Origin of the sequence: Yoonia sp. BS5-3 (genome assembly GCF_038069655.2) — a bacterium.
In the GTDB taxonomy this organism is placed as follows: Bacteria; Pseudomonadota; Alphaproteobacteria; order Rhodobacterales; family Rhodobacteraceae; genus Yoonia; species Yoonia phaeophyticola.
Genome location: NZ_CP150951.2, coordinates 268,698 through 290,848, shown reverse-complemented (window position 1 = coordinate 290,848; position 22,151 = coordinate 268,698). Strand labels below are relative to the sequence as shown.

At 56.7% G+C, this 22,151-nt stretch carries 19 protein-coding genes; all 19 read right to left on the bottom strand.

Going from position 1 to position 22,151, the window contains the following annotated elements; translation table 11 throughout:
- Positions 1-7 precede the first annotated feature (7 nt).
- A complete protein-coding gene (locus AABB29_RS01510) occupies positions 8-1,030 on the bottom strand; it encodes an alginate lyase family protein (protein ID WP_341368621.1) in 1,023 nt (340 codons plus the stop codon).
- Entirely contained in the window at positions 1,030-3,801 is a 2,772-nt protein-coding gene (locus AABB29_RS01505; protein WP_341368622.1) for a hypothetical protein, read from the bottom strand. The genes AABB29_RS01510 and AABB29_RS01505 overlap by 1 nt, the downstream gene beginning before the upstream one ends.
- Before the next feature lie 22 nt (positions 3,802-3,823).
- Entirely contained in the window at positions 3,824-4,441 is a 618-nt protein-coding gene (locus tag AABB29_RS01500) for an alginate O-acetyltransferase AlgF (RefSeq protein WP_341368623.1), read from the bottom strand.
- Entirely contained in the window at positions 4,438-5,835 is a 1,398-nt protein-coding gene (locus tag AABB29_RS01495) for a hypothetical protein (protein WP_341368624.1), read from the bottom strand. The genes AABB29_RS01500 and AABB29_RS01495 overlap by 4 nt, the downstream gene beginning before the upstream one ends.
- The gene (locus AABB29_RS01490) at positions 5,832-6,593 is read right to left on the bottom strand and encodes a hypothetical protein (protein ID WP_341368625.1); all 762 of its coding nucleotides are present in this window, start codon (positions 6,591-6,593) and stop codon (positions 5,832-5,834) included. Before AABB29_RS01490 ends, AABB29_RS01495 begins: the two co-directional genes overlap by 4 nt.
- Positions 6,580-7,671 (bottom strand): hypothetical protein, encoded by a 1,092-nt coding sequence (locus AABB29_RS01485; RefSeq protein WP_341368626.1) that lies wholly within the window; start codon positions 7,669-7,671, stop codon positions 6,580-6,582. Before AABB29_RS01485 ends, AABB29_RS01490 begins: the two co-directional genes overlap by 14 nt.
- Before the next feature lie 12 nt (positions 7,672-7,683).
- A complete protein-coding gene (locus AABB29_RS01480) occupies positions 7,684-9,129 on the bottom strand; it encodes an MBOAT family protein (RefSeq protein ID WP_341368627.1) in 1,446 nt (481 codons plus the stop codon).
- 3 nt (positions 9,130-9,132) lie between these two features.
- Positions 9,133-10,644, bottom strand: coding sequence for a right-handed parallel beta-helix repeat-containing protein (locus AABB29_RS01475; protein ID WP_373636735.1), 1,512 nt, complete (start codon positions 10,642-10,644; stop codon positions 9,133-9,135).
- Positions 10,637-12,037: a mannose-1-phosphate guanylyltransferase gene (locus tag AABB29_RS01470; RefSeq protein ID WP_373636734.1), complete on the bottom strand. Its 1,401-nt coding sequence runs from the start codon at positions 12,035-12,037 to the stop codon at positions 10,637-10,639. Before AABB29_RS01470 ends, AABB29_RS01475 begins: the two co-directional genes overlap by 8 nt.
- Positions 12,038-12,125: 88 nt before the next feature.
- Positions 12,126-13,214: a hypothetical protein gene (locus AABB29_RS01465; protein ID WP_341368632.1), complete on the bottom strand. Its 1,089-nt coding sequence runs from the start codon at positions 13,212-13,214 to the stop codon at positions 12,126-12,128.
- 26 nt (positions 13,215-13,240) lie between these two features.
- Positions 13,241-14,719 carry a glycosyltransferase gene (locus tag AABB29_RS01460; RefSeq protein WP_341368633.1) on the bottom strand — a complete coding sequence of 493 codons (1,479 nt, stop codon included), beginning with the start codon at positions 14,717-14,719 and terminating at the stop codon, positions 13,241-13,243.
- A 6-nt stretch (positions 14,720-14,725) separates the two neighbouring features.
- Positions 14,726-16,045: a nucleotide sugar dehydrogenase gene (locus tag AABB29_RS01455; RefSeq protein WP_341368634.1), complete on the bottom strand. Its 1,320-nt coding sequence runs from the start codon at positions 16,043-16,045 to the stop codon at positions 14,726-14,728.
- A 226-nt stretch (positions 16,046-16,271) separates the two neighbouring features.
- A complete protein-coding gene (locus AABB29_RS01450; protein ID WP_373636733.1) occupies positions 16,272-16,964 on the bottom strand; it encodes a DNA-binding response regulator in 693 nt (230 codons plus the stop codon).
- Positions 16,965-17,343: 379 nt separating this feature from the next.
- Positions 17,344-18,105, bottom strand: coding sequence for a glycosyltransferase family 2 protein (locus AABB29_RS01445; RefSeq protein ID WP_341368637.1), 762 nt, complete (start codon positions 18,103-18,105; stop codon positions 17,344-17,346).
- The gene (locus AABB29_RS01440) at positions 18,102-18,521 is read right to left on the bottom strand and encodes a hypothetical protein (protein WP_341368638.1); all 420 of its coding nucleotides are present in this window, start codon (positions 18,519-18,521) and stop codon (positions 18,102-18,104) included. Before AABB29_RS01440 ends, AABB29_RS01445 begins: the two co-directional genes overlap by 4 nt.
- Positions 18,518-19,981 carry a hypothetical protein gene (locus AABB29_RS01435; protein WP_341368639.1) on the bottom strand — a complete coding sequence of 488 codons (1,464 nt, stop codon included), beginning with the start codon at positions 19,979-19,981 and terminating at the stop codon, positions 18,518-18,520. Before AABB29_RS01435 ends, AABB29_RS01440 begins: the two co-directional genes overlap by 4 nt.
- Positions 19,978-20,901 carry a lysylphosphatidylglycerol synthase domain-containing protein gene (locus AABB29_RS01430; RefSeq protein ID WP_341368640.1) on the bottom strand — a complete coding sequence of 308 codons (924 nt, stop codon included), beginning with the start codon at positions 20,899-20,901 and terminating at the stop codon, positions 19,978-19,980. The genes AABB29_RS01435 and AABB29_RS01430 overlap by 4 nt, the downstream gene beginning before the upstream one ends.
- Positions 20,898-21,692, bottom strand: a complete 795-nt coding sequence (locus AABB29_RS01425) for a glycosyltransferase family 2 protein (RefSeq protein WP_341368641.1) — start codon at positions 21,690-21,692, stop codon at positions 20,898-20,900. The genes AABB29_RS01430 and AABB29_RS01425 overlap by 4 nt, the downstream gene beginning before the upstream one ends.
- Positions 21,689-22,066, bottom strand: a complete 378-nt coding sequence (locus tag AABB29_RS01420; protein ID WP_373636732.1) for a hypothetical protein — start codon at positions 22,064-22,066, stop codon at positions 21,689-21,691. The genes AABB29_RS01425 and AABB29_RS01420 overlap by 4 nt, the downstream gene beginning before the upstream one ends.
- Between the last annotated feature and the right edge of the window lie 85 nt (positions 22,067-22,151).

Genomic DNA, 22,151 nt, shown 5'->3' with positions numbered 1-22,151 from the left:
GGCTGTCCTAATCGACCGCCCAAAGCAGTGCCTGATCCCCACCCATTTTGCTGTGCCCGAAGGGCCGGTAGGCTTCGGCAAATGCATCAAGCTCTGGGTTGGGTTCAAGCGCTAGATAGGCCTCAAGCCAGGCCAGCTGGAAGCTTTCTAGTTCATCCGTGCCGTCAAACAGACTTTGCGGTACCCCGGAATAGGCTTCGCTTGCGGCGCCTGTTTCTAGGTCATTGATCGTAAATTCCACGATCCGATCCAGCGCATTGTTGCAGACGCCCCGGATCGACAGATCCTGCTTTTCCAAAAGCAGCGTTGTCAGCACCAGTGGTGCCACCGCATGCAGTTGGTAATGCAGCGCATATTTCCCCCGCCGCATTTCCTGCGGCAGGCTGCCATCGTCAAGCGCCTCGCATTGCAGGAAGGTCGCCGACCAGGCCGACCAGCGCAGTGCAACCGGATCATCCCGCAGATCGCCAACCACGTTGATCCCCAGTGTGGCCCAAGCCCGCAGGTTCCCTGATTTGGCCCCTTGTGTCGCGTCTTCTTCCCAGAAGGTCATTTGATCTGCCGCCCGGCGTCCCAGCCAGTCTTCGATTGTGCTGCGTGCTTCAAGATTGGTGCTGAACGGCGCCAGCTGCACATAGGCCAGCGCAAACCCCGCGATCCGTGATCCGACAGAGAAATTCGCGGTGATCGTGTTCATCTCGCTGAGAGCATCGGCTTCGGCCCAGGCGGCCAGTTGCGCGATTGCGCATTCGGCCATCTCAAGCTGTCCGTCCTTGCCTTCGGTCACGTCGTTCGCTGTGTTCGTCAGATCCCGGATGAAATCATCAATCGGGCCAAGTGCCGCGTTCACCTCGGCATTGCCTGCTTCATCGATATCAGAGCGTGTTTCGCTTTCATCGGTGTAGCGGCTGCCGAACCCGAGCGCGATCACCGGTGTGGGCGCTGCGATGCAATCTTCGGCTGCGGCCAGCACAGGCGTGGTCAGTCCTGCGGCGAGGGCGGTGCTTGTGATGGCCAGTAATCCACGCATTAGGTGTCTCCGTTCAGGTCGAGCAGAGCAGTGATTGCCCCGGCTTTGATTGATCCGTTTGCGGCCGCCTGTTCAAGCCATTGCAGCGCGCTGGGCAAGTCAGCCTCGGTCCCGATGCCAAAGGCCAGCGCATAGCCATATTCGGCCATTGCCGTTGTGTCCCCGCCTTCGGCCGCACGCGCTAGCCATTGCGTCGATTCCATCAGCTGATCGCCGTTTGCCGCAGTTTCGCGCAGATACATTGCATAGACCCGCATTGAGTAGATATCGCCCGTCTGTGCCGAGGCAAGGAACACCTGCGGCATATCAAGCTGTTGGCCGATCTGCGCCTGCACGGCTTCGCCCGCCCGGCGGTAGCGCCCCAGGAACCGCGCCAGATTTTCCTTATTTGGATCCTCAAGCGCCGCAGTGATCAATTCGGCCGCACGGGTGGGGTCAAAGGTTGCCGCTTCGGTGTCGAGTGCCAGATCAAAGACCCCGCGTGCCGCATTCACATCGCCCCTGGCCAATGCTGTTTCAAACAGCGCCATCGCGCTTTCGGCCGCCGCAGTCCCGTGCAGGTCCAGTTTGACTTCGGCCAGATCGATCATCGCCCATGTATTGTCGCCCAACAGGTTCTCGGCCACGTCGATCCAGTGCATGGCTAAATCCTGATCGCCGATATCGAGATAGATCTGCGCCATGGTCATGGTGTTTTTGTAGTCGCAACGGATGATCCCTGCCGCCCGCGAAAGGTAGGTTTTCTGCGTCTGTTCATCGACGAATGGCACCGCAAACAGCAGGGCGTCGAAATCACCATTGGCCGCGATCACATCCGCATATTGCAGATAAACGTGGCGCCCGCCGCTCTCTGACCCGCTAAGAGAGGTCAGCAGGTGCATCGCCGCGCCTTGACCGCGTGATGCAGGTTGCTCCAGTAGCGCCCGCACTTCGTTTGTGTTGAAATCTTCATCGCTGATTTCGTAGTCCAGCATCGCCTGCGCCAGCGCCAGGGCCGCATCCGAGCCAGCGCGCTGATATTGCCGCCGCAGCAGATCAAAAGCGACCAGGCGTTGTTGCGGGTTTGCGGCCAATTCGAATTCCAGCTCGGCAAGCGCCTCAAGAACGCTGGAATACCGGTCTGCATATTCCTGCCAGAAGGCCAGGAGCGCCGGATCGGTGTCGGGAGAGCTTTCAAGGAATTTCAGATAGTTGGCCAAAGCCCCTGGGCGTCCATAAAGTGCATGCGACTGGAGCGACGCGACCGTCAATGCATTTTCGCTAGGGTCCAGCTGGGTCAGTTCGCGCGCAGCGATTTCGAGATTTGCGGTATCTGTCGCAAACTGGGTCGCGGCCCAATGTTCGGCCTCAGCGACGCGCGGGCTATCGGTGGCCTGACACATGAACATCCCGTGCAGTGTTTGCGATGGCAACACGCCGCCCAAGGTCGAAACCGAGTAGCTGAGCAGGTCAACCGCACGTTCAAATTCGGCAGGATCGCCGCGCCGCGCGACAAGCGCTTCGGCAAGAGCAATCATCCCATCCATGTCGCCCAGCTCAGCGGCACGTTCCAGATAAACAATGGCTTCGTCCTGACCGGCCCATATGCCCTTGTCTTCATAGACTTCTTTCGCGAGCCGGGTGTAGACCCAGCCAGGAACATCATCGAGTGTCGCGAGCGCCTGAAGTGCGCGCACTCTTTCGATATCGAATTCCCCAAAACGATCTGCATGGGATTCTAGGAACAGGGTCAACCGGGTCAGTCCCGGGCGCAGGCCTGATGTGGCCGCTACGCGGTAAAGTTCCAGCGTCTTGTCGAGATCCTGCTCGACCAGGGATCCAGCCTCATACATGCCGCCGAGTGCGATCTGCGCATATGGCAGACCGTCGTCAGAGGCTTGCGTCAGATAATGCAAAAGCAGGTCATTATCTTTTGTGAAGTTTTCGGCTTGCAGGTGGTATTCGGCCACCTTCCAAGCCGCGTTCGAATCCCCAAGATCCGCCGCAAAACGGTACCAATCATGGGCAAGATCCGTGTTCGGCGCGACGATTTCGCCGTTGTGATATTCGCGGGCGATACGTGTCACCCGGTCGCAAATGGACGCATCCAATTCGCCCACAAGGCTACCAAAGGCCATGGTCACCGCCAGGCCGGGGTCAAGATCCCAGCCGGGAACGCCATCGCCGTCGAGCTGCATCTTTGTCAGTGCCAAAAGCGCGTCGGCATTGCCCGCAAAACCGGCTTCGACCAAAAGTGCGTTCGCGCGGTCAATATCGCGTTCTACCCCGATGCCATCGCGGTAGAATTCGGCGAGTGCGTTTTGAATGCGCGGTGAATGCGTCGTGCCATCTTCGGCCAGTTGGGCGACCAATTGTTGATCATTCAGCGTCGCATAATCACCAGCAGCGACATAAGCGTTAATCCGCGCCAGAAGTGCATTATGCCCAGCATATGCAGGGTCTGCTTCTTCCAGCCGGGTGATGACCAGCTGGACCGTTGCCCCCCAATAATCGGGGTCGATCTGGAGCAGGCGGTTCACATCCCGTTTGATCAGCGCAGGCGAGATATTCGGCAGGCGCTGTCCGTCCCACTCTTCCCATTTGGCGACCGTATCGATATCGGGTTCGCGTGGGACGCAGACCTTTACCGGGTCAATCTCGGGCGGGACAAATGAAAGTGCGAGCGCGTTGGCGTTCGTCTCTTGTGCGTTGGTCGCAAAGGGCGCGACAGAAGTCCACAAAGCGGCGCAAACCGTGAGTGCAGGTCGCGAAAAGGATATTCTTTTAAGCATGTGAAACTCCTGTCGGTGGCGTTTATTTCAGATAGGAATTGGCCGTGGCAAAGGCGGCATAGCCTTGATCGGATTCCAGCAGCACGATGGACACGCCCGCGCCGCGCACCAGATCGACGCCAGAGACACTGGAAAGCGTTTCATCGCCTGCCCTCAGCTCGAAATCCAAGGTCAGCGGTGCGTTGATTGCAACCGATTGCCCTTGCATGGCGCCAACGGCTTCAAGCGCAACTGCGTCTGCCTGCGGCACGTAGACAGAGATATCAGCTGTATCGGTCAGGTTGTAGAAAGACACATCTGCCTTCGAGGGGCTGTTTGTGATGTCATCGGTGAAAACTTCGGCCTCACCATCAGCGTCAAAGACGACGGTGTAAAAGCTGCTTGGCCCGACTTCGATCACTTCCGAAGCGGTTGGCAAGACGACGTCGATTTCACCGGGCATCACATTCACATAGCCCGAGATCCCGCTGTCGATATCACGGATATTTTCGCCGCCGATGGTTGCAATTGTTTGGTCCTGGGTAACAACACGTACAAAACTGGAATTGGGATCAACAACACCTTCATACAGCCCGGTATCGGCGATCGCCACGCTGCTCACCAATACAAATGCACAGGTGGATAGGAATGTCTGTCTCATGTTTTCTCCGTTGGTTGAGTGGTACAAGCAAACACGCTTGGTTGGTTGGTAAACGGTAGTGAACTGGTGATATCGACGGAAACGGCCCCGTCATCCCATAGCCCCGAAAGTGGCATGTAGAACCGCCCGGTTCGTTTCAGGCGTTCGCCGCGTTCGATGACTTTGGTCCGGGTGTATCCTTCGCTGGAATGAAATCTGAACACGGCTTCGCTGCCTGCCAATTGGTTCAGATCAACGAAAAGCGTGTCCTCGGGCCCGAAATCATAGCCGGATAGATCAACATTCATGACCTGCCGGTCTTCGCTGACCACCGGATCAAGCGGCAAGGTGCAGGTCTGTCCCGCAGCCGCCACAAGTTCACGGGTCGGTTGATCCCCGAATTGGGCCAGATTGGTATAGATCGGGTTTTCCCAGATCAGCACGCGCGGCCGCGTCTCGCGGAATTCGGCAGAGGTCAGATAAGAGATCATCGCCCCGAATTGGTTCCCCCCTGTCAGGGCGTAATTGACCAATTCCACTTCGGTAAATTCGGCGATGAAACCGGAGAAGTTGTTGATATCTGTTGCCGAAAAGGACGTGCCCAGCAGCGCGATAGGCACGGTCGATTCTTCGGTATTGCCGAAAATATCAATGCCCCCGCCGCTGTCGCCGCCCAGCCCCAAATCAACGGTGCCAAGCCCCAGATCCACAGTGCCGTCCTGACCGCCGCTTTGTACGATCGTCGTTTCATAGGTCATGCTTTCGGCTTCTGGCAGCGTTTCAAGGCAATGTTCCTGCAGCTCGCGCCGCATCCCTGAGAACGCGACCGAAACACCTGTTTCGTTTGTCTCAAATGTGGTTTTGGGCAACTCGTCATAGAGGGGCAGCGCTTTGATGCGTTCTGCCACTGCCCGAGCCGTTTCGCGCGCGCCAACGGCGGACCAGTGGAAATCGGCTTTAAAGAACGGCAATTCCCCTTCTGGTGCTTGCCGCATTGCCGCCCGGGCATCCACGGTCGCGACCCCTGCCGCCTCGAGCCGGTTTAAGATGTCGTCGTGCACGGCTGTCGCCACATCAAGATCAAAGCCGTAAAGCGCAGCCTCTTCGGGCAGATGGTCTGGCATTGTGACGCTTTTTGTTGGGACCGGCACGAAAACCAGCGTCGTGCCGCTTTCTGCCAGCGCATCGGAGAAATCGGACAGAAAAGCGACACTTTCGTCCGAAAAGGGGTGGTGCATGCGGATATCCAGATTCACGCGAAAGAACACACCGTCCTTGCCTTCCAAGCTGGGTACCGTGTCATGCAGTTCAAGCCCGGTGCAGCCATATTGCGACTGCGCTGCAAGCGGGCTGGCGCCAAGCGCCAATCCGATCCCAAGGGCGATGGTGAAAATCTGGCGGGGGAGCTGGTTCATTGGGATGTCTCCGTCGACGCGCTGGTGAGTTTGATGGATGCCTCATCCAAAAGCGGGGCAAGGTTGGACGCCACAAGCCGCGATTCAAGCGATTGCGAGCTCATGGCGATGTCCAGATAGGTCTGTGCCTGATCCAGATCGAATTGCGTGGCTTGCGGGTTCTGCAAAATACCAGCGGCCAGATGCAGGGAAACCTGCACTGCGTTTTCCCCGTCGATATGGTCAAGCAAGGTTGCAACTTCGGATCCGAGCCTGCCGAAGGGTCGCTGGGCGGTATCATAGCGGATCACCGCCTCAACCGCGAGCGCATTGCCCGCTTTGGCATAGGTAAACAGGATGTTTTCCAGAACGTCACTGCGCGCCCGGACAAGCGTTTCGGGGTTCACTTGGTCAAGGGCCCGGATCATTTGCCGGATCGCCCCGCCGCGTGCTGTTGCGGCCGCAATCCCGTAGTAATGCGCGATATCCGAATAAGATGGATCGTCCGAATTTTCGGCCAGCCAGTCCGCAAAGCGATAGGCGGCAAAACCATCCCCAAAATCGGCAATCGCCCGCATGTCGGACACGTAGATCGACTGCCCCGCCGCCAGCGCCTTGCGCGCGTTGATCAGCCGTTCAGTTGGCAATTGATTGGACGAGGTCAGCCCTGGCATCATCTGCACCGTGATCCGGTTCGGATCGACAGAGGCATCATTTGTTTGCGCAAAGGCCGGTGCGGCCATCAGGACAAGCGCGGCGGCAAGTTTAAGCGTTTTCATCGCTGGCCTCCTCTTCATCCGTCAGTGCATCCATTAGTTTAGGATCGCTGAGATACCGCACAGGAAATTCCCAGATCACGGCGGGCGGTGCGTCGGCCGGGTCTAGGTTTTCAAGATATGCATGCATCGGAGCAACGGGTCCTTGCCCCTCTTCGGCATGGTTCAAAACGTCTTGTGCGAGGCTCAGTTTCAGCGCTTCGGCGAAGCTCCAATTGGTGTTGGCTGAATAGCTGGTGCCCACCAGATCAACCGGCTTTGGTCCGCTATTGCCAAACAGATCGATCCCGCCGCCGCCCGTATCGCCGGTGGCGCTTTCGGCCACATAGGGCGTGATCGTTTCGCTATGCAGCCCGACAATTGGCCCCAGGGTTTCTGATGTTACGAATGCCACCAGATCACCTGCGAAAGAGACGGGCGCTTGATCGGTACGAGTAAATTCGGTGTTGCCCGTCGCGATCAAGCCAGAGGCCGCGACAGCGCCGGCGACCGCAAGCGCACCGCTATCTGTCCAATGGGTGTCGGTCTGAAAGAACGGCTGGTCAGCCGCTACCAGGGCGGGCCGTGTATCGACGGCTTTGATGCCCCGCGTATCCAAATCGGTCAGGAATTGGTCATAGGCCGCGCTCATCACGTTGATCTGATCGGCGCTTGGTGCATAGCTGCGCGCAACGTCGATTTTGGCGGGCAGGGGGACGATGACCAGCTCGCTGCCCATCGCCTGCAACGCCATATGAACTTGCGACATGTAGTCCAGCGTATCATTCAGTTTGATCGTATCGGGATCATGGCTGCGGAATTCTTCCGAACTGAAAAGCCAATCATCCGATCCCGGTACGACCCCATCACGCCCTTCATTCAAAAGCGCATAACGTGCCATGCCGACCCAACCGACGGCCACTTCACGGTGGGGCAGGTTCGTCCGATAGAGCGTGTCGAGTTCTTGGGAAAATTCGCCCTTCAGGAAACCGCCCGCATCGGGGCCTTCGACATCGCCCTGGAGCAGGCTGAGATTGGCGAAGGCGGCGTATCCAAAGAACGCAAGCGGTGCAGTTAATCTGATTGCAGTTGTGATCATCATGCCCATTGCCACCTAGAACTGGAAATACAGGAAGGGTGAAAAACTTTGCTCGGCCAGCTTCAAAATCGTGATTGTACCAATCACCAAAACAGCCGTGGTCAGAACAGCCTGACCCGTCGCGGATGCGGACATTGTCCCGTCAGGGTTGATTTGCCCATCTTGGGACCGCAGTGATGCGACTGCGTTCCAGGCATGCGGCTCTGCAAAGACAACGAGGATCGCCAGCATCATCAGCGCCACGCTTTCGCGGGTCATCTGCATCCAGACCGCGGGGTCGCCCAGCAGGCCGTTTAGACCGATCATTCCGCCGTAAATCTCAAACGCTTCGCCGACATAGGCTGCGCGGAACATTACCCAGCCGATCAGCACGAAGGTCAGTGTCATCGGCAGCGCAAACCAGTAGCGTGCTGCGTTCCGGTCCCAGCCGAGATAGCGTTCTGCCGCAAGCAGACCGCCATGCCAGAATCCCCAGAGAACGAAGGTCCAGTTGGCCCCGTGCCAAAGCCCGCCAAGCACCATCACAGCCATCAGGTTGAAATAGGTGCGCCCGGGTCCTTTGCGGTTGCCGCCAAGCGAAATGTAGAGGTAATCGCGCAGCCAATTCGATAGCGAAATGTGCCAGCGCCGCCAGAACTCGGTGATTGATTTGCTGATATAGGGGAACCGGAAGTTTTCCAGAAAATTGAACCCCATCATCTTGCCCAGACCGATGGCCATATCGCTATATCCCGAGAAATCGAAATAGAGCTGCAGCATATAGGCAATCGCCCCTGCCCAAGCCAAAGCCATGCCTGGATTTTCGGTGGCGAATGCCAAATCGGCCAGCGGCGCGACCGCATCTGCCAGAATGACCTTTTTGGCCAGCCCGATGATGAACCGCGCGAAACCGTCGCAGAACATTTCAACCGAATGGGTACGCTTGCGGAACTGATCCTCAAGGTCTTTGTAGCGCAGGATGGGCCCGGCGATCAGCTGCGGAAACAGCGCGATAAAGGCCGCAAAATCGATGAAGGGTGCATCTGCCTTGGCGTCGCCCCGATACACATCGATCAGGTAGCTGAGCGCCTGGAACACATAGAAGGAAATCCCAATCGGCAGGATCAGCCGCCAGTGAATTCCAAGCCCCGCTGCATCTGTACCCAGCAGCACCGCAAAGCTGTCGATAAAGAAATTAAGGTATTTGAACACCCCAAGCACCCCAAGGCACCCAATGACCCCGATGGTCAGATAGCTCCGCCCTTTCGCGGTGCCCCGGTGCTGCGATATTTTTTGTCCGATCACATAGGCAAAGGCCGTGGTCAGGAACAAAAGCCCCAGAAAATCCACCCGCCACCAGGCGTAGAACACATAAGACCCTGCCAGGATCGCGTAGGATTTCATCCGTTCTGGTGTCGCGTAATAGACCAGCAAAAACACTGGCAAAAACAGGAAGAGAAACGATTCAGATGAGAAAACCATGTTCTAGCCTTCCAGTTTGTAGGTGCAGGTTGCGGGGGCGCCGGTGAATGAGGCGATGCCGGTTGCTGTCAGGGTCAGGCTTTGCTGCCCGCGTAAATCGGCCATGATCGCCAAGCTGTCTGACGCGAAATCGCCGTCCAGAAAGCGTGGGAATTGGTTGGTGAAATCATTGCCATAAAGCTGCACATGATCGGCCGATGCCGAAGACAGGCCGATCCGATTGCCAATAAACGCATTCCCGCGCACGGTTGTTTCGGTCCCTTGGGGCTGATCGCTAATGAATAGTCCCGCGCTGCGATTGCCCATCAGGCTGTTATCGACGACCGCTGATCGTTGGCTACTGCGCAGCTCGATCCCTTTGCGCCGGTTTTCGATCGCGATATTCGCATCCAGATAGCCGCAATCGGAATCCGCAATAGTCACGCCGCTGCCCGCTGCATTCCAGATCACGTTGTGGGTGATCACCGTATTGTCGCTGCCCTTGTTCACGATAATCCCGGTGCCGGCGCTGCTGAGGATCGTGTTGCTCGCGATCGTCCCGCCGGTTGATCCGTCTGTGACCAGCAGCGCGCTGCCATCTTCATTAGCTGCGAAGATATTTTCTGAAACCTGCACCCTTTCAACGCCGCGCAGTTCCAACCCGCCTGCATCGCCGCCGGTAAACAGGTTCCCGGCAATCACCGTGTCTTCGGTACTGTCGAATCCGACAACCCCCACATCGCGTAGCACGCTATCGGTCAAAAAAGAGGTTCCAACGGGTGCGTAAAGCCCCCGATTGACCACAGAAAAGCCCGAGAATGCGATGGTTGATCCAAAGCCCAGGTTTTCGATCAAACTATCTGACACCTGCGCCATGCCGGTGCCGACCGTTGTCACGAAGGGGGCGAAGCTGTCATCGCCGGGACTAGCCTCGGCTGTGCCAAGGATCATGGCGTTTTGGGCGGTCAGTTTGCCTAGGTTGACGACAAATGCCCCGTCTTCGCGTGACAAGGTCAGCTGATCGCCGGCTTTGAGCGCAAGCCGCCCGTCCTGAAAAATGATGATGGGTCGGCGCAGTGTATCTCCGTCGAAGATAGCGCCGGGCTGTTCTGCCGCCCATTCCTGCAGCGTGGCCAGATCAACGCTGCCGCCCCGGATTCCAATCACCTGGGGTGCTTGCGTATTTTGTGCCCGTACCAACGGGATCTGATCATTGCCCCCAACTGCAAAGGCCAGTTGCAACAGCGCCACCCGCAGATCGACCATTGTGATCGAGGCGGGCGCCATCTGCTGCGCGTCCATGGCAGGTCGCATCGCCGCGTTCTCGCCAGGGATCACCTGTGTGGCCGTTTCAGGCAGATCGCTGACCGACAGGATGGTGCCCGCCACATCGGTCAGCGCTGCGTCCAGATCGGTCAGCTGCGCCTGCAATGCAGCATAGCTTTGCATGTCGCGTTGCGCCGCTGCCCCTTGGGGCAGGGCGGTGCAGACGGCCATGCAGCCGGCCCAAAGCATATGATGGCAGCGGTTAAGCATTCAGAACTGCATCCACCTTTTCGGGTGTCGATATGGACGAATGCAGCGTCACCATCAGCACATCGATCTTGTCGCTAGAGGTGTTGGTCAGCTTGGTCCGGTCGATAATATCCAGCATCGTCCGTTCGCCCTGTTCCAAGGTTCGGTTGCTGATCCCGTCAAAGACCGACAGACCGCCGCGCCCGGCGATGATTTGCCGCCCGGGCAGCGGATCAACCGTGATCGAAGAGCCTGGATTGATGCTGAGCATGGTCATGTCGTGATCCTGCGATGTCATCACATGCTGGCTTTGCCCCCATTGGTGATCCTGGGCGCTGTGGCGCACGGCCTCGCGGCGGGATTCGCCTTTGAGCGTTTCGACCACTTTCTTGACGTCCTGACATTTACCGCGCGCTGTCACCAGAACCGCATCGGGCGTATCAACCACGATCACATCTGACACACCCACAACGGCCACAAGACGTTTGTCACCGCGGACAAGCGTGTTCCTGGTATCAACCGAGATCACATCACCTGTCAGCACATTGCCGTTGTCATCGGCGGTGCCGATCGCCTGCATAGAGGTCCAGCAGCCCACATCGCTCCATTCCACATCAAGTGGTGCGAGCGCGACAGATTTGGCTCTTTCGAAGATGATCCGCTCGGTCGGTTCATTGGTGGATTTGCGGAAGCTGTCAGGATGGAGCGTCAGGCAGTTATCGGCCCATTCGCCCTGATCGACGGCTTGCGCGACGGCCTCGGATGAGACCGTGTCGAGCCGCGCAAATTCATCCATAATCGTTTGTGCCGAATATAGCGAAATGCCCGAAGCCCAATAGGCCATACCCGTTGCCACCAGCGAGGTCGCGCGGCTGAGGGGGGGCTTTTCAACGAATTCGGCTACGTTATGCAGACCGTTGTAATTCGTGAATTTGCCCCCGTCAGTGATGTAGCCATAGCCCGTTTCGGGATAGGTTGGCGTGATCCCAAAAGTCACGATCCGCCCATCAGAGGCCGCTTGCCGCATCGCTAGGATTGGCGTGTTCAGATTGCCTGAAATGATATGATCAGCAGGCAGGATCAGCATCAGTGATTTGGGATCTTCCTTGGCCAGCACCCGCGCTGCTGCAAGCACAGCGGGCCCGGTGTTGCGCGCCATTGGTTCGCAAATGATGGTGGCGTCACACTGCAATTCGGTCAGCTGCTGCTGCACTGTCCGCACATGCTGCAGGGCCGTGACGACAACGGGCTTACCAAAACCTTTGGTCCGGTGCCGCTGAACGGTTGCCTGAAAAAATGTCAGGGAGCCGGGACCGGCCACAGTCTGAAACTGCTTTGGGCTTTTGGTCCGGGACATGGGCCACAAGCGCGAGCCAGTCCCGCCGCAAAGAATAATTGGTCTAATATCTCTCATTGATCTAATCGTCCTGTTTTGAAACCTGACTTACTGGTAGATGAAGATGGTCTGCCCCGATCTGGCTGGATGCGGGATGGGGCCGTGGTTAAATGCTGCCCCAGATGGTTTGCTGCAGACCTTCGGGCAGAATGTTCCGTTTGAAGCGCAAGCGCGCCGTGTCGCCGATCGCCACTTGATCGATGTTTTCTTCGGGCAGGATGACCTGCACCGGAACAGCAGCGTTAGCTTGGGCCGTGTCCGCCGTTTCTGTGACCTCTAGCGAGACGGGCAGAATACGCCCGTCGCTGAATTCAAGCTGGGGCGTGTCGCCCGCCATCATGCGGGCGATCCCTTCAAAACTGACAAGGGCCGATGCCTCAATCGCGGCGCTATCTTCGGTCAATGTCACAAGCGGTGCGCCTGCCAAAACCGTGGCCCCTTCAAAGAACTCGGCACCTGGCAAGATCGTACAGTCGCATGGCATTCTGACGCTCAGCAAAGAGCCTGAATTGGCCGCGACCGAATAGACGACATCCCCAAGGCCTGCGTCTTCGTTCACATATGTGATCTGACCGGCTGTGGTGGCCCGCAAGGTTTCGCCGCTTTGCGCGATGACAACGGGCCGTCCTTCATATTGGAACATGATCCGTTCGTGCACCACATTTGCGGCGAGCCCGATCAGAACCAGGCTAAGCGCAAGGATCCCGCCTTGCCGGATGGTCCGCGCGACACGCTGGACCGTGCCGGGCTTGGCTGCGGGCGGTTTGGTTTTGACTTGTGTTGGACCGGTATAGCCCAAAAAGCGGCCCACCGTCACGAGATCGCCCGCCAGATGGCTGTTCATGATGTAGCGCAAAGTTGGCAGATGACTGCCTGCCGGATCGCAGAACTGCAGCCGCAGATCGGGGTTTTCCGCATCGCCGATCTTTTCGACATTCACCTCGACGAACAGGTTCACGGAAAACCCTTCGAAGTTGAATTGCAGCGATGTCGGCACCTTTTCGAAATTCCCATTGGGCGGCATCAACCCAGAAACCACCGCATGAGTGATTGAGATCGATTTGCCTTCGACCCGGCGGTCACCGACGCGCGCGGTAAAGGGCAGGGCAAGCTGAGGATGCTCGGTCTCGTAGATGAAGCTGCCTGAAACCTCAGCTTTTGGTTCGGTCGTCTGCGTTGGTTGCGTATCACTCATTTGAAGATCCGTTCGTCGCGAAAGGTTTAAAGAACGCCGGTCAGGTACAGCGTACCCATGGCGAGCCATCCAAGGCTAAGTGCGTGAAGATAGGCAGAGCTGGCGGTGCGCAGCCGTTCGCCGAGTGGTTTGCGGGCGCTCTTGCCAGCCGAAGCGCTGGCTTGGCGGGTCCATTTCTGGCGGTCCAGCCGGAACAGCACATAGCTTTTGACTGCGGCGCCAAAGAGCTGGCTGAAATAGAGCAGCCCTGTATAGACAATCGGGAAGCTGTGCCCCCGAAAAAGGCAGATCGCTGTGCAGAACACGTAGCGCGTCAGCATCACCCAGGCGATATAGGCGGGCACAACCATCGGGTCGAAAAAGATCGCGGCGGCCAACATGCAAAGTGGTCCGGCCAGGGTTGTCCACATCGACATGCGTTGGTCCAGGATGGACCACCATGTAAACCAGCCGATCTGACGCGGTGACAATTCCAGCGCGCGCCCGTTCGTTCGCAGCATATTGCCGAACCAGCGGACCATCAGCGCGCTTGCACTGCCGACAAAGGTTGGCTTGGGTTGGGTTTCCATCGAAGAGCTGGCAACATCCGGCAAATAGGCCATTTCAAAGCCGTTTTTCATCAGCCAATACCATGTCGATTTGTCATCGCCGGTCAAAAAATTGACCCGGCCCAGGCGCCAATGATCGATATAATCATGTTGTACTGAGCGAATAAAATCAGGGTTGGTCGCCAGATCACCCCGGAAAACAGACATGCGCCCGGTCAGTGTCAGCACACGGTTGCTAAGCCCCATTGAGCACATCATAACCTGCCGCTGGTCAAAGCGCAGCTCAAACCAATCGCGGAAAAGACCCGGATCGGGGATTTCAACAGCTTCGTCGGTTGTCAGCGCGCCAACTTTGGGGTTGGTGAACATTGGGGCGGCTTGTGCGACGATATCTTCGGGCACGCAGCTGTCACCGTCTACAAAGATGACGATGTCATTGTGCGAAGGGCATTCGCGATCGATCAAGTGCAGGGATTTGGCCAGCGCATCGCGTTTGCCAGTGCCGGGGATCCGGTCAATGATCAGCTTCACCGACGACATGTCCACTGGCATTGTCGCGTAAATGTCCTGGATCAGACGTTCATCAGCGCCATCCACGACAGATGATACGATTGTTGCCCCGTTTTCAGACTTTGACGCCGCCAAAAAGATGCTGCGATAGACCGGAATCGTGACGCTGCTTTCGATCATGTAGGATGTTGTCAAAAAGAACGCATGTGCACCGACGCCGCGTTCGGCATAGCGGGCCATAGCCCTGGCTTTGCGGCGCGGATACACGAGCCGCAAAAAGATCGCGGCGCGTGTGAAATTGATGACGGCCCAGGAATACCGCCAGGCACCAAGCACCCCCAGCACAATTATCGTGCCTTCGACCTCGCCCAGCAAGCCAGCGGGGACAAGCGCGGCAAGCATGACGGCGACCGAAAGATAGGTAATATGGCTGAGGGCGTTGATCATGGTGGATTACCAGCAGATCCCGTCGTAACCACCGCCCGATGCGCGGGCACGGCTGATGCGTGTCAAATCAACCATCGGTTTGGCGGCAATGGCAGCATCAAGTTGGGGCAGCGTGTCTTTGTAGATATTGCCGACCACAATCATGTCTGACCCATCGATCACCGCTGACAGGTCGGGGTTCAGCCGCTGTTTCAGATCGGGGATCACATCATTGCCCCGCCCGGCAGTGGAATTGTCGTTCGCATAGGCTTCGTGAACGAAGGGGTCGTAGATTTCCACGTTGATCCCGTCCTTGATCAGCCGAGCGGCCAGTTCAGCCAGCGGGCTTTCACGCATGTCATCTGTACCAGGCTTGAAGCTGACGCCGATCATGCTGACATTCTTCGCTTTGGCCGCAACGATCATGCTTTGTGCTTTGACAATCTGGGCCTCATTGGCGTCCAAAACGGCGTTCAAAAGTGGGGCCGGTGTATCTTTCTCGGCGGCCAGATGGCGCAAAGCGCGGACGTCTTTGGGCAGGCAAGAGCCGCCAAAAGCAAATCCGGGTCGCATGAAATAGGGAGAGATGTTGACCTTGTCGTCCGAGCAGAGGATTTCCATCACCTCTTGCCCATCAAGGCCGCAAGATTTGGCGATATTCCCGATCTCATTGGCGAAGGTCACTTTGACCGCACGCCATGTGTTCGAGGTGTATTTCACCATCTCGGCGGTGCGCAGATCGACCATGTGGATCTTGCAGTTCAGGTTCTCGTTCAGCTCGGTCAGGATCGCGCGTGTACCGTCATCCATCGCGCCGAAGACGATCAGACCGGGGTCGTAATAGTCTTCGATAGCGGTGCTTTCCCGCAAGAATTCAGGATAGTAGCCGATGCCGAACTCGGTGCCCGCTGTCTTACCAGAGGCTTTTTCGAGGGTCGGAATGCAGGTGCCTTCGCAGCTACCCGGTACAATCGTTGAGCGGATGATGACCGAGTGGAAGCTCTCTTTATTGGCGAGCGCCTCGCCGATATTCTGACAAACGATTTCTACAAATTTCAAACCGACCGAGCCATCAGGGGCGCTGGGTGTGCCGACGCAAATGAATGACGCATCGGTGTTTTCGACCGCATATGCGACATCATCGGTCGCGCTGAGCCGGCCTGCCGAGACGACTTCTTTGATCAGATCATCAAGGCCGTTTTCGACAATAGGTGACAATCCAGAGTTGATTGCATCAATTTTACCGGGATCGACGTCAACGGCGATAACGGTGTGACCATCTTTCGCGAGGCAGCCCGCCGCAACGACGCCGACATACCCAATTCCAAATATACTTATACGAGCCATTTTCCCCTCGGCGTGATTTCAAAATATGTATGAGGAGAGTTGCTGCGATGCAGAAAATAAGCCAGTCAGGAAAATCCCCTACACTGTAGGGGTTTTGCGAATAAAAGGCGATTTGCTGCTTAATTAACTGTAAAGTAAGCGAAACACTGTTTCGTAATAATGGAAACAATGCAGGGGCGATTTATGCTGCATCTGCATTATACTTTTTGAAAAACTGAGGGCAGATTTAGGCTGAAGTGATCCAGCCGTTGTCGAACACATACTGGACCAATGACGCACGGTCCGTCAGGTTCAACTTCTTACAGGCGCGCGCCTTATACGTATCGACGGTCTTGTCACTAATATTCAGGTCACGCGATATTTGCTTTGCGCTCAACCCGCGCGCGAAACCCACCAGGACCTCTTGTTCACGTTCGCTAAGGCCATTTGATGGCGTACGCTCGGCCATAACGGGCCGCAGGAAGGCGCCATAGCGCTTGTCGAAATACAGCCCACCATCAAGAATGACCGCCAGTGCAATTGTCAGCTGCCGCAGATTGACGTCCTTTGCGATACAGCCTGAGAATCCCGCCTCAAGCGCGCCGCGCACCATCGAATCGCTGATCTTGAAGCTATAGCTAAGCAAGCGCGTTGTTGGGTTGGCGTGTCTGATTTGACGCCCGAATGATACCAGATCCTGATTTGGGCTAAGCTGTAGATTAGCGGGGTCCAGGATTAGAATGTCGGGCTTCAAAGATGTCACAAGCGTGAAGAGATCGGCGCCTTGCGGCACAAAATGGCAATCCAGAGCCGCTGTCACGCTGAGTTCATTGACCAGCATTTCGGCAAACATCGGATTACGATCTGACACCAATACGGTTTGTTTGGAACCGCGGTTGGGTGGCGTGATCGCCAATTGAAAATCTTCAAACTTGGTCAACTTTAAACTCCTCGTGTTCCCGCTGGCGCAGCCCATTTTGGGCTTTGCGATCAAGAACACTTACGATCCAACAATAAGTGCCGGTAACCCGGCTATCGGCGCGTCTTTCAAAAAATATCATTGCGGTTCTTCCTCCCCCCACATGAAAGACGAACCTTAAACTGAAGCAAACCTCGCCGTTAACTTATGGTCAATCAAGTCCGAAATGATTTTACGCGCGTAAAGTGACATTTTGATAAGCGAAATCCTACCATTTAAGCGGCGAAGTTACGCTATGTGTCTAAAGAATGCCCGTTTTGTTACGGAAGTTTCATAATCTTTGCAGAAGGCTAACCGATCAGGGGGCGATTATCCGCCGCGTGTGCTTTGTATCCGCGACTCAACCCAGTTTAATGAATTTTTGCGCCGAACCCGGCGGGGCTGCGGCAAAGCTGGCAACCTGATCTGGTGTGCCCAGCATGCCGACATCATCCATTGTCATCTGCGATATGCTCACCGGTGCACCCTCGGCGATCATTTGGTTGTAAAGCGGGGCGATGTAGCGTTCGCCCATTTCCTCGCCGTCACCGGATGCGAAATAAGTCTCGTAAAGCGTGCGATATCGCGCGGCGCTGTCAAACCAATAAAGCCCAACAGTGGCGTGATCTGATATTCTTTTCTTCTCGCGCAATTCGACAACCTTGCCATCGGGGTCGAGCCGCGCAAAGGACCAGCTGTCGCCCGGTGCGGGAAAACACGGGATCCAACCGGCGAGCCCTGCTTCCTGCGGCGGCGCGATGACGTCTGGATTGACGAACGTATCGATGTTGTAGACGGCGAAGGGCGCGTCTTGTTGGGCATCGGCAGCAAGCAGATATGCGCTGGTGGCCTGCCCATCTGTCACGTGATCAATCACATCGACATTAACATCCCCAAGGCCCAGTATCTTGCCCCTTTGTGCAATGTAATCCGGTGCGCCGAGCCCATCGCGCGCCAAAAAGCGAAAGCGATAGCCTGCATCCCTGAATTGGGCGAGGCTTAGCATCGACCAATCGAAGAGCGGTCTGCCATGGGCCTCAATCTCATATTTGGGACGTGTGTACCCGGCCTTGGCGAACCGGCTTCCCAGCCCTGCCATTGTGATTGCAAGTGTGCCGGTCATGTGTTCCGGTCCGGCGTGGGTACTGCGATACGGTCGCGTTCCATGAGCGCCTCAAGTTCAGCAAAGCTGAGTTCGACAAATTCACGGGGGCGGACGGCCCGGTCATCGATATACACCCCCTGTCGTCCAGGCCATGGTTTAGACAGGTGAAGTTCGTCAAATGGGATATCGTGCTTGGCCAGCCAGTTGAGCAGGGTGGGCCCGACATGTTTGGTGATTTTGCCCGGATTGCCATCATTGCTGCGCATCCCGCGTGCGGTCGACAGGATAATATGCCAGCCTTCTGCCTGCAATTCGCGGATTTTCTTTAGCATCAATGGTTCGGGCACCATATCCGCGTAGTCTTCGTGCGATTGCTTTATCGGGCAAAGCGTACCGTCGATATCGACGACAAGTGCGCGGTCTGTTTCGATCATGCGGATGTTTCCAGCTCTGTGATAATGGTGTTTGCGATCAACGCGAAGGCCAGCAGTTTGCGCGGATGGTCAAGATGTAGCGGGAGCATCGACAAAAAGAGCGAGGCCTCAACGGCGCGGACCTGCTGATAATCCCACCCTTCGGCCGCGAGCCGCTTTTGGAACGCCGCGCCAATCCAGGTTGCGGCGCCTCCGCGATGTAGGTTCAGCTCGAGCGCAAGGTCGCTGTTCACCTCGACCGAAAACAGACCGTTATTGACAAAGTCATAGCCGCCCAAGATCGAATGCGACAGCTTCGCAATGTCATAGAGCGGGTGCATCATCGCGTCCGCCCGTTCCAGCGCGCCGCGCGGATCGATCAGGCGCAGCAGCCCGATCCGTGCGTCAAACAGGATATTCGACAGGCAGGGGTCGCCATGGCTAAAGGCCAATGTGCTGCCCGTGAAGTCATCCAGGGCCTTGCCAAGCAATGTGGCCGCCCGCTTTGTCAGCCCGTCAAGCCCGTCTGGAATGCCCCCGGCCAACAGTTGCGCATTGACTTTCTGCCCTTCAGCCGTCGTTTGAAACACAGTCAGGCGGTCATGCATCTTATCGATGATCTGCGTTTTGCCCTTGGCTGACACCGCTTTGCGCCCGATGGTGTCCTGTTCGCGCGACCCTGCAAACGCAAAGAACTGGTCCAGAAGTTGATCGAATTGCGTCGGCTGCATCGCACCCAAGACGAATTGCAATGCGGCGTCCGGAACACGTAGATGTTCCATCCGGTAGGATGCGCCATCTTTGGTTTCTTCGTAGCCGAATGTCGGCAGGAAAAAGCGCCGCATCTGTTCGGGTGCGATGCCGAAATAAGAATGTTCCGCCTTCATCTTCGCAATGTCAGATGAGCTTTTGACGAAAACGCCGGTTTCGGCACGTAAGCTGTTAAAGTTTCGGGGCTCAGTCGCATTGGAAAGAAAGTCGCGCAGCGCCCCGGGTTGCCGCAGATCGATGAACTGCGCCTTGTGATTTATGTCCTGGGCCTTTTGGGCGAATTGCAGCAGGTATGAGCGCCGTTCTTTTCCAGGGGCGGCGGCAATAAGGTCAATGGCGTCTGTCCCGAACAGCACTGCAGGCGCATCATCGATATCCACGGGCGCCAGCAAAATCGGGTCGAGTGCAAAGCGCATCTTTTGAATGACGTGATCCAAGGCGTCCATGTTCAGCGGTGCGTAGACCGCCGGTAGGCGAAGCCAAAGCGCCTCGCCGCGTGTGGCTTCGATCCGGCTGACCAGCTTTTCGGCATCGGCTTGTGTGCGCAGGACAATCGTGTCGTCGGCGCTGGCCGCGGCGACTGTTATCTCATCAATGTACCGTTTGCGCCGGCGGAGCAGATCGCCGAAATGCATAAACCCGATCAGCCCTTCCAGTTCCGGGGGCGGGGCTTCGCGATCATCGATGATGACATTGAATTCCGGGGTCATCCTGCGACCTCTTTCTTTTTCTGCTCGGGATCTGCCCCGCGCGACGTTAAGCGGTCCATGAAATAAAGCGCCATCATAGGCCACAGTAATAATTGTGCCATCAAGGTCACCCCGATCGCGACGGCCAGCGGCTGTGCCATTCCGCCATGGGTCCAGAACGCAACCAGTCTTGCGCCAAGCAGATCAAGTGCGGCCTGAAATAGCGCGTCTGCATGTGCCACAAGGATCATGCAAACCACAAATTCGCAAAGCCAGATCAGCAGGGATAAAACGAACATCTGCGGGGCCTGACGCCAGGCAACTTGGGTGGCGTGAATAACAAGGCGGCGTAGCCGGTCCAACGTCTTGAGCGATTTGAGTGACATCGGATTGTCATGGCTGGCCACCACATAGCGTTGCACCTCGCTTAGAAGGCCAGGGCCAATGCAGATCACTGCCAGTGGGAGTGTCGCCGCCAAAAGCGTGAAGGTTGCCAGTGCCATAGAGGCGTCGCTTTGCAAGATCAGCAGCATCAGAATCGGCACCAGTAAGAGCGAGTCGAACATGCGATCCAGCAGCAGAACCGTTACCGCATGGGCCGCTTTGCCGCCCATCTTGTACAGAGCGAAAAAGCGTACCAGCTCGCCCAATTTGAATGGCAGCAGCAGCGAAAAGGGTGCCGTTGCAAAATGCATTGCCGCGGTGGTGCGCGCCGACAGCCCCAACGCATCAACCGACAAGGCGGCCAGCCGCAATGCCCGAAAAATATGGCTGAAAATGTAGATTGTCCCGGCTGCGATCGCCACAAATGGCGAGACCGCGTTACTTATGATCAGCAGGATGCCAACGGTTGCGGCGTAGACGACAAGATAGCCTGCTAAAATACCAAGCCGCTGCGACCGCCCCGCGCCGCGCCAATAGGTGAGGGGGGCGATGCTCATTCTGTCCAATGGCCGATTTGTGTTGATGGGTAGCTGCCCCGTGCCACGGCGCGGTGGTCACTTTGCAAAAACTTACGTTTGCTCATGATCCGTGCGCCGAGAAGCCGCAGGATTTGAAAACCCATCTTGCTGAGCTTGGCGTTGGAAATCTGATCATCCTCGCGCCAGGTCAGGGGAAAGAAAGTGACCCGGTGTTTGTATGCGACGACCCCAAGGATCAGATAGTAGTTAAAGGTCAGATCATCAGCGAATTTCAGATGGAAATCGTCCTGAAAAGCCGACACGCGAAACAGGTTCAAACCTGAGCCCAGATCATACAGCCGCTTGCCCGAAACAACTGAGAAAATCATGTTAAAAACACGGTTCGCTATGGTCCGCAGTGCCGAATACCCCTGCAACTGTGATCCGCGCATGAACCGCGCGCCCATCAGAAAATCGCAGTTTTCATACGTGCCGTTTTCCAGATGCGCTGCAATATCAATGATAGAGCCCTGATCGTCCCCATGCAGGACAATTAAATGCGTGAATCCATTGTCACGGGCAAAGTTGATCGCCACTTTATGCGACCCGCCCAGCCCGTAATTGTCATCATTGCGCAAAAGCGTGCGTGACGGCAGGGGCAGGTCCGCAAGGGCGGCCTCGGCTGCCTCGGCGGTCCCATCGGTCGACCGGTTATCGACGCAAACAACCCCGTCAATCAGTTTGGCGATGCGTGGATCACGCAGTTGATCCAGCACGCGCGGGATCTGTTGCGCACAATTATACATCGGGATGAAGACCAGGATGCTCATGTTTGTCCTTTACGTGCCGGGTTGCTGCCCCGATGTGTCAGCCATTTCATAAACAGAAAGTTCATACCGAGCGTCAAGGGCGTAACAATCGCTTTTGCAAGGCCAGCCCCAAGCGTTAGCGGCGCGATCCCTGTGAAAGCACTTGCCCCGTTCAGGGCTGGTGTGATTGCAAATGCAATCCAGCCAACCAGCGCAGATGCGACCGAAATCGCGCATATTTGCCAGATTATATAAAGAACAAAATCGGTGGTCGTGCCAATCTGACCCCCGCTGAAAACAACCAATCGCGAGACGACATATACAAATGTGACAGCCAGCGCTGCACCCGCCATGCTGGCCACAAACGGCGTGGTTCCCATGTGGACTAGTCCCATGGTTGTTCCCACATCCAATAACCACCCCGTCCCAGAGATAAGCGCGAAGGTCAGAAAACCCTGTTTCACCGGATATTTGGCCCTT